Source organism: Flavobacterium sp. SOK18b, assembly GCF_014156605.1.
GTDB classification, from domain to species: Bacteria; Bacteroidota; Bacteroidia; order Flavobacteriales; family Flavobacteriaceae; genus Flavobacterium; species Flavobacterium tiangeerense.
The window spans coordinates 1-8,913 of sequence record NZ_QKNZ01000147.1; the positions used below are offsets into that span (position 1 = coordinate 1).

The window sequence follows — 8,913 nt, forward strand, 5'->3', positions numbered from 1 at the left end:
CTTTAATAATATGACTTCTTTCTACAGTGAAATCTCCTTTTTGAGTGGCAATAAATATAGTCAAAGCCACAAGGCTTAGTAGAAGTAGAAGGAAAATATATTTTAAAATTCGCATAACGGGTTGGTTTCTTGATTTTGTAAAGTTATAGATTTTATTTAAAAGTTTTTCAATGCTCAAATTTTTATAAATTGTTGTTGAAATTCTGTACTGTAAAATTGTAAAAGCTTGATTATTATTGTTGTATTTTTTTGTAAATACTTAGATTAAAGGTAGTGTTGAAATAAAATAAATAAAAAAGCCCACAAGAAGTGGACTAATAATCAGGTAAAAACTACCTTTTAAAAAAAACTTTTATCAAAAAAAGAATAGCAATAAAACCAATAAATCCCAATAGGATTTTATAATTGCCTTTATAAAATGTTTTATGAACTTGAATATCTTTTCTATAGGAGTATACTGCGGCTATAACAAAAGCGATAAAAAATAAGATACCAAAAATGATTTGACCTTGACTAAACATGTTTTACAATTTTTTGTAAATTTAATCAATAGTTTAGAAATAGTTGCTATTTTGGCATCTCAATTAATAAAAAGAATATGAAAAAACAAATTGACGCTGTAAAACAATTTCATTCTGCTTTTAACTTAGGATTTCATGACGCACCTGTTGCTGATTTGGGAGAAAAGAGACATTTGTTACGATACAATTTAATGAAAGAAGAAAATGAAGAGTATCTAGAAGCAGTGCAAAATAATGATTTGGTTGAAATAGCTGATGCTCTTGGGGATATGTTGTATATATTGTGTGGAACTATTATAGCCCATGGATTACAAGATAAAATGGAAGCGGTATTTGAAGCCATTCAGCTTAGTAACATGAGCAAATTAAATACTGATGGAACACCTATTTATAGAGAAGATGGCAAAGTAATGAAAGGTCCTCATTATTTTAAACCTGATTTTTCAAACATATTAAACGAAAAATAAAAAAAGTGATTTTCACTGTAGAAAATCACTTTTTAAAATTTAAGTTTTTGAAAAAATTATACTTTCACGGTCCAGCCAAAAGTATCTTCGTCAAGTTTATTTTGAATGTTTGTTAATTTTTCTTTTAGTTGAATGGCAATTGAATGATCAACCTTTGGAAGATCATAATATACATCTTGGAAAGAAAATCCTGAAATAGGACTAATTACTGCTGCTGTTCCAGCACCAAATATTTCTTTTAGAGTACCGTTTTTTGCTGCTTCAACTAATTCTGATACTAGTACAGAACGAACTTCAACATCAATACCTTCACTTTTTGCTAAGTCAATAAGTGTTTTTCTAGTTACACCATCAAGAATACGTTCACTCACAGGAGCTGTGAATAAGGTATCGTTGATTCTAAAAAACACATTCATAGTTCCCGCTTCTTCAAGTTTAGTGTGGGTAGCATCATCTGTCCAAATAACTTGTTGAAAACCTTCTTTATTTGCTAAAGTTGTAGGGTAAAATTGTGCAGCATAGTTACCCGCAGCTTTTGCAGCACCTATTCCTCCATTTGCAGCTCTACTGTAATGTTCAGCAATAAGAACCTTAACATCTCCAGCATAATAAGAGGTAACTGGGGATAAGATTATCATGAATTTATATTCGTTTGATGGATTTGCTATTACTCCTGTACCTGTAGCAATCATAAATGGTCTTATGTACATCGAGTTTCCGTTCCCTTTTTTAATCCAGGCTTCGTCTAGTTGTAGTAATTGGTGAAGTCCAGACATGAAAATATCTTCTGGAACCTCTGGCATTGCCATACGTACCGCTGATTTATTAAAACGATTGTAATTTTCATCAGGTCTAAAAAGCCAAATAGAGTCATTTGTATCTTTATAGGCTTTCATTCCTTCAAATATTGCTTGGCCATAATGAAAAACCCTTGTTGATGGATCTATCAAAAAAGGAGCGTATGGCTTGATAGTAGGATTTTGCCATTCACCGTTTTTGAAATCGCATTCAAATAAATGATCAGTAAAAACAGAACCGAAGCTTAAGTTTTTAAAATCTACATCGTTTATTTTTGATGTGGTGGCTTTTATAGTTTCAATTTTAGTAGTTAGAGTGTTACTCATAATAGTGTACTGTTTGTTTATTTTTTGTTCAAACAAAAAAAACAATTCATGTGAATCAAGTATTGCTTTTTGTTTAATGCGTGCAAAATTAAATAAAAAACAATGAATACTTTTATTCATTTCGTTTAATTATAGCATAAAAGTGTGATTTGTTTGTTATTTAAAAAAATATACTTATAATGTTTAATTTTGAGGGTATCTATTAAATAATAATGATAGGAAGTAAAAAAAACTTCTAGTTTTCACTAATTTTGGTAAAAAAGCTATTACTATTAATTTATACCTAAATATATATTTTGAAAAGAGAAATAATTCAAACCCTAGATGGTTCTACAACCATTCATTTACCAGAATGGGATGAGTGTTATCATTCTAAACACGGTGCCATACAAGAGGCCGAACATGTTTTTATAAAAAATGGATTGGCACTTTTTCCAAATTCAAAAGTATCAATTTTAGAAATCGGTTTTGGAACTGGTCTTAACGCGTTCATTACTTTTTTAGAGTCTATTAAAAGAAATCAATCCATAAATTATGTAGGAGTAGAGGCATACCCTGTATCTGCGACAGAAGTCTTAGCTATGAATTATGTAGCTGAACTAGATGCTGAGGAATATAAAGCTGTTTTTGAGACGATGCATACCAGCAATTGGGAAGAAAAAAACATCCTGGCTCCTCATTTTGAAATCACAAAAAGGAAACAGTTTTTTGAGCAAATAGAGGATGTTGACGCCTTTGATTTAATTTATTTTGACGCTTTTGGCTATCGAGTACAACCAGATTTATGGAGTACGGAAATTTTTCAAAAAATGTATACAGCCCTTAAAAAAGAAGGTGTCTTAGTGACTTATGCAGCAAGAGGCGTAGTCAAACGTAGTATGATTGAAGTAGGTTTTACTGTAGAAAAATTAGCTGGACCACCGGGAAAACGAGAAATGTTTAGAGCATTTAAAAAGTAATTTTTTTAATAGGCTTTCAACCCTTTGTTTTGGTTTGAAAACTAAAAACTAAGTTAAATAATAGTGAAACATTTTTATTTTTAGTTTAAATTTACGCTGTCTCAAATAAAAAAATAAATTGCACTATGTCGAAAATAATGTATGACTATACCAAATCAATTTTAGAGAGGGTAAGTTTTGATCCAGCTTTGTTCTGTAAAGAGTTAGAAAAAGCAATAAAAACATTGTTGCCATACGAAATGGAGCTTTTAAGAGAATGGCTTTTGAGTTATACCGTAACAAAGCCAGAGTTAAAACAATGTTTAATATTAGTAAATTCATAAAAAAAATAAGGAACGCTCAAGTTCCTTATTTTTTTGACATAGAACTAATAATTTGAACGTTTTGAAATACTATTGCTCCTTTAATTACTCCTGCAATTGTAGTTCTTAGCGCATCTATAATTTGAATTTTTAATTCACTTTTAGGAAAAATTAAACTTACTTCTCTAGCAGGTTTCGGTTCCTTGAAATGTCTAAGTTTTAAGGCATCACTTTCTTTAAGGTCTAAGGTGTGTAGGTAAGGCAACAAGGTTGTTCCGAGGCCTTCATCGGCTAGTTTTATAAGGGTTTCAAAACTCCCACTTTCAATCTGGAAATGGCTCGCTTCATTTCTATCTCCACTTTTACAAAGATTCAAGATCCCATCTCTAAAGCAGTGTCCATCTTGCAGTAATAAAATTTCATCTAAATTCAAATCAGATACTTCAATTTCATTTTTTTGAAAATGGTGATGACTCTCCGGGATGTAAGCAACAAAAGGTTCATAGTACAATACTATTTCTTTTATTTTTTCTTCTAATAAAGGTGTAGCAGCAATACCCGCATCTAGATGACCGTTGTTGAGTTTAGTGATTATTTCATTCGTGTTTAATTCTTCTATTATCAGTCTAACTTTAGGATATTTTTTTATAAAGTTGTTCAAAAACATTGGCAATAACGTAGGCATAATAGTAGGGATGATTCCAAGCCTGAATTCGCCACCAATAAACCCTTTTTGTTGTTCTACAATATCTTGAATACGATCAGCCTCAACAACTATATTTTTTGCTTGGTTTACAATTTTTTGTCCAATATCAGTAAGCTGTATAGGTTTTTTTGTACGATCAAAAATTTGAATACTCAATTCCTCTTCAATTTTTTGAATTTGCATACTCAATGTGGGTTGTGTAACAAAACATTTTTCGGCTGCAAGTGTAAAATTTTTATGTTCTGCTACTGCCAAAACATATTTTAGTTGTGTAATTGTCATGTATAGTATTTTATGATGCAAAGATAAAAACAATCAATTTACTTTATGATTAATTTGCAGATATTATGAGCAATATTAACGTTAATCGGTTTTTTTCAATAAATAAATTAAATGCTACCTATATAAAATATTTATTACCTTTATCCCATTAATGCATGTAGTTCATTTATTGTTTTTTTATTTTAAGCAATTTTGTAGTTCTATTTGCTGGAATTTATTACTTAATCAATGAAAGTGTTTGCGCGTTTTTTTTTATTTTTATTCTTAGCTTTTCTAGCTGCGCCAACTATTGTTGTTATTATTAAAAAGAGCTGTGATATATCTGTTTTCTTTGACTTTTCTGAAGAGGAAGAAGAAGACTCTCAAAAGGATATCAAGAATTTTGTTCATCAAGAATTGGTAAATATTGAGCTTATAAACGTTTGTTTTGAAGAAATTGAGCTTATTTTTTCAAACACGATAGGTGAACATGACAATGTAGTATCTTTTATTTTCGCACCTCCTCCTAACTTGGGGTAATGTTATTTTGTAGAAAAACAATCGTCTGTGTCTTTTTGATATGGACTATGCTTTGTATATTAATTATCATTATCTTATGAAAAATAAAAGTAATCTTTTTGCGCACCTCAAGTCTGATTTTGCTTCAGGTCTTGTTGTTTTTTTAGTGGCGCTACCTTTGTGTCTAGGTATTGCAATGGCCTCTGGTGCACCATTGTTTTCGGGTATTATTGCAGGAGTTGTAGGCGGAATTGTGGTAGGGTATTTTAGTTCTTCCAGTTTAAGTGTTTCCGGCCCAGCAGCTGGTTTAACAGCAATTGTTATAACAGCAATTACCGATTTAGGGGCGTTTGATGTTTTTTTAACCGCTGTTTTTATTGCAGGTTTGATTCAGTTAATTTTGGGTTTTGCAAAGGCAGGTAGTATTTCAAATTATTTCCCTACAAATGTTATCGAAGGAATGTTAGCAGGAATTGGGATTATAATAATTTTGAAACAATTACCTCATGCATTTGGATATGATAAAGATTTTGAAGGCGATCAAGCTTTTTTACAAAATGATGGAGGTAATACTTTTACTGCTTTGTTCGATATCTTTAATTATTTACAACTTGGAGCTATAGTTATTACGCTAATTTCTATGATTATCTTGATAGCTTGGGACAAAGTACCTTTTTTGAAAAAAATGAAATTGATTCCGGGCGCTTTGATTGCAGTTGTACTAGGTGTGGTGCTTAATGAAATCTTTATAATCTCAGGAAGTAAATTAGCAATAGGAAACGAGCATTTGGTTTCCTTACCTGTCCCATCCACTTTTCAAGAGTTCAAAGCTATAATTGTAACACCAAACTTTGCAGCAGTTACCAATACTAAAGTATGGATTGTAGCCTTTACAATTGCCATTGTTGCATCAATTGAAACTTTACTGAGTATTGAAGCTGCTGATAGGATGGACGTTCAAAAGCGTTACACAGATACAAATATAGAATTAAAAGCGCAAGGAATAGGGAATGTTGTGAGTTCTTTATTAGGCGGTTTACCTTTAACCTCTGTTATTGTTCGTACATCAGCGAATAGTAACTCTGGTGCTAAATCTAAATTGTCTACCATAATTCATGGCTTTTTGTTACTTGTTAGTGTTCTAGCTATTCCTTTTGTTCTCAATAAAATTCCATTAGCTACGTTAGCGGCAGTGCTTATTCTTGTAGGGTATAAATTAGCAAAACCTAGTACTTTTATACATTTTTGGAATAAAGGGAAATACCAATTTATTCCTTTTATTGCAACACTTTTAGCTGTTGTTTTTTTAGACTTACTCAAAGGTGTTGCACTTGGAATCTTTATTAGTATCATTTTTGTACTAAAGGGAAATTTAAAACGAGCTTACAACTTTCGAAAAGAGAATTATGAATCAGGTGACGTTATTCACATTGATTTGGCTCAAGAAGTTTCATTTTTAAATAAAGCTGCTATCAAGCAAACTTTGAATGATATTCCCGAAAAGTCAAAAGTAATTATTGATGCAAAAGACACCGTTTATATTGCTCATGACATCTTAGATCTTATTCATGAGTTCAAAACAATTAAAGCTGTAGATAAAAAAATAAAAGTAAAATTGAAAGGATTTAAAGATGCTTACGAATTAGAAAACTCCGATGATTCTAACAATCATGTTACTTTTGAACACTATTATGACGCAGCTAAACGGGTTATGGTTAAAAAACCAATTGGAGACGAAATAGATTTTTAAGGTTGAATGTATTACAAAAGAGATTAAAATAATTAACAAACATTAAATTAAAATATAATGAGCGATTTTTATAAAAAAATATTAGACAATAATAAAAAATGGGTTGAAACATCGCTGGCTAGTGACCCTAATTTTTTTGCAGATTTAGCTAAAGGTCAAACACCGCCATTATTGTGGATTGGCTGTTCTGATAGCCGTGTTCCAGCAAATGAAATTGTGGGTGCAAAGCCGGGTGAGGTTTTTGTTCATCGTAATATAGCTAATATGGTGGTGCATACTGATATGAATATGCTTAGCGTACTAGATTATGCTGTTAATGTCCTAAAAGTAAAGCACGTAATAGTTTGCGGGCATTATGGTTGTGGTGGTGTAAAGGCAGCTATGGGCAATCAATCTATTGGGATTATCGACAACTGGATTCGTCATATTAAAGATGTTTATCGCTTGCACAATACCTATTTAGATAGTATTCAAGACGAAACAGAGCGTTTCAATACCTTTGTAGAACTCAATGTAAAGGAACAAGTTTTTGATCTTGCAAAAACATCAATCGTTCAGGGAGCATGGCGAAACAATCAAGATCTAACTTTGCACGGATGGGTATATGGATTAAATTCAGGTTTTGTAACAGATTTAAATGTAAACATAAGCTCAGAAGATGACCTTGATGAAGTATATCAATTAAAATTCTAAATTATTAAAGGCCCAAAGAGCATATTGCTTTTTGGGTTTTTTTTATTCTTCGTCCAGGTTTTCGTTGAATGCTGTTGGAAGTAGGGTAGGAATGAATTTGATCAAAATAGGCAGTAATAAACTACCTCCTGGCAGTAAAAAAATTGTAAGAGAAGGTATGGTTTTACAAATTTCTAACAATTGTTTTTTAACTTTTTTCTTTTCTTTTTCATCAAGATCTCTTCTTGTGGAATAAGCAAGCAAAACCATTAATTCCTTACTTTGATAGAGTTCTTTTAATAGCCGGTTTTTATTTCGGCTTATCAAGGTAACAACACTCTGTGTAGTTTGATCGTAAAAATGTTTTACTGGATTTGAATAATTAAAATATGGAATATCTTTTTTGTGTTGTGCAATAAATGTATTTGTACAGCTTAAGCTTTGAATTACAAATTCATCATTAATGTTTAGAATAGTGGCAAGTGAGTGTAAAAAATAATTTTCTTCATTTTCTATTTCTCCATCGCTCCATAACGCCATACAGGCTAGATCAATTAAGTAGTATTTTTCAAGATCATTTGTAAAATAATCTAGTTGCAGTGTATCTAAGTTTTGTGTTGTTCCTTTCGAAAACTTACTGTAACGTATTGATGCTTCAAAAAGTTTGATTAAAAGATCATCGTATTGTGATTTTTTTGATTTTATTTTGAGAGCAATAGTCACCACGTTTACTATGGTTTCTTCTATTTTTTTTAAATATTTATCTGGTATTTCACCTTGAATCAAGTATTGCTGGTACGCAATGATATCTATGAATAATAAAGCATTAGTAACTAAGTGTGAAAAGTTTTTATTAATGATACTTTCGTTAGTTTGTACCCGATTATCGATAATTTTTTCAAGTGTAAGCGCCAGTGAATCTTTGGGTAATATTTTTTTAAACAAATTAAATCCCTGAGGATTCATTTGGTTATAAAAAGCTACCGTTTCTTTTATGAAAAGATTACTTTGATTTTCTCCTTTTGTCAAACAAAAAATATCATAGAGTAGTGTAAGTAATGCTACCTTTGATATTTCATCTTTAAACCAGCCTTTGGTTTGAATTTGATTAGGAGTGTTGAAGGAAATGATATGACCATAAATAAAACCAGTTGCTCTTACTTTTTCATAAAAAGCATCAGTGGTAATGGCAACAGATTTTGTAGAAAAATCTTGCTCATTAAAAAATTTATCTATCCAACCTGTAGCTGATGGGTTAATCATTGTTTTAATTTCAAAGTACAAAGCTATTCTTTTTTGAGCAAGTTTGTCAGCCAAAAAAATAGTTTAACAAAAGAATTACATTAATAATAACATAATTGATGGGTATTAAGATAATTAGTTTTTATTCTAAAATTTAGAGTTAAATAGCGGTCAACTTTAATTTTTTACTATTTAATTTCCATATATTTTTTCACTATTTTCAGAGTGAAATAGTTTTATTGTTTTGTAAAAAATGGAACATCGGGGCTTTATAAACTCAAAATCAATTGAGAATTTCAAAAAACTAAAAATGCCTCAAAATTTAAAGTGTTGAGGCATTTTTTTATTAAAATTTACAATTTTAAAATTAGGAATTAAAAAGTTGTTCTG

The 8,913-nt window shown here is 30.7% G+C and carries 9 protein-coding genes; 6 read left to right on the top strand and 3 right to left on the bottom strand.

The window, feature by feature from the left end; all coding sequences use genetic code 11:
• Positions 1-598: 598 nt before the first annotated feature.
• Positions 599-988: a nucleoside triphosphate pyrophosphohydrolase family protein gene (locus DNC80_RS15300; protein ID WP_144892595.1), complete on the top strand. Its 390-nt coding sequence runs from the start codon at positions 599-601 to the stop codon at positions 986-988.
• A 56-nt stretch (positions 989-1,044) separates the two neighbouring features.
• Here DNC80_RS15300 and DNC80_RS15305 read toward each other — a convergent pair whose 3' ends face one another.
• Positions 1,045-2,112: a branched-chain amino acid aminotransferase gene (locus DNC80_RS15305; protein ID WP_182651956.1), complete on the bottom strand. Its 1,068-nt coding sequence runs from the start codon at positions 2,110-2,112 to the stop codon at positions 1,045-1,047.
• A 296-nt stretch (positions 2,113-2,408) separates the two neighbouring features.
• Between DNC80_RS15305 and mnmD the strand changes: the two genes are divergently transcribed.
• Entirely contained in the window at positions 2,409-3,071 is a 663-nt protein-coding gene (gene mnmD, locus DNC80_RS15310; RefSeq protein ID WP_182651957.1) for a tRNA (5-methylaminomethyl-2-thiouridine)(34)-methyltransferase MnmD, read from the top strand.
• 125 nt (positions 3,072-3,196) lie between these two features.
• Positions 3,197-3,394, top strand: a complete 198-nt coding sequence (locus tag DNC80_RS15315) for a hypothetical protein (protein ID WP_144892588.1) — start codon at positions 3,197-3,199, stop codon at positions 3,392-3,394.
• 25 nt (positions 3,395-3,419) lie between these two features.
• Here the strand turns inward: DNC80_RS15315 and DNC80_RS15320 are convergent, their stop codons facing one another.
• Positions 3,420-4,361 (bottom strand): LysR substrate-binding domain-containing protein, encoded by a 942-nt coding sequence (locus tag DNC80_RS15320; RefSeq protein WP_144892586.1) that lies wholly within the window; start codon positions 4,359-4,361, stop codon positions 3,420-3,422.
• A 228-nt stretch (positions 4,362-4,589) separates the two neighbouring features.
• Here DNC80_RS15320 and DNC80_RS15325 point away from each other — a divergent pair, with 228 nt between their 5' ends.
• The 3 genes from DNC80_RS15325 to can all read left to right on the top strand — a co-directional run bounded on the left by DNC80_RS15325 (position 4,590) and on the right by can (position 7,302).
• A complete protein-coding gene (locus DNC80_RS15325) occupies positions 4,590-4,880 on the top strand; it encodes a hypothetical protein (RefSeq protein ID WP_182651958.1) in 291 nt (96 codons plus the stop codon).
• Positions 4,881-4,956: 76 nt separating this feature from the next.
• Entirely contained in the window at positions 4,957-6,609 is a 1,653-nt protein-coding gene (locus DNC80_RS15330) for a SulP family inorganic anion transporter (RefSeq protein ID WP_182651959.1), read from the top strand.
• A gap of 57 nt (positions 6,610-6,666) precedes the next feature.
• Entirely contained in the window at positions 6,667-7,302 is a 636-nt protein-coding gene (gene can, locus DNC80_RS15335) for a carbonate dehydratase (RefSeq protein WP_182651960.1), read from the top strand.
• A 42-nt stretch (positions 7,303-7,344) separates the two neighbouring features.
• Here the strand turns inward: can and DNC80_RS15340 are convergent, their stop codons facing one another.
• Positions 7,345-8,544: an LETM1-related biofilm-associated protein gene (locus DNC80_RS15340; protein WP_182651961.1), complete on the bottom strand. Its 1,200-nt coding sequence runs from the start codon at positions 8,542-8,544 to the stop codon at positions 7,345-7,347.
• Positions 8,545-8,913 lie beyond the last annotated feature (369 nt).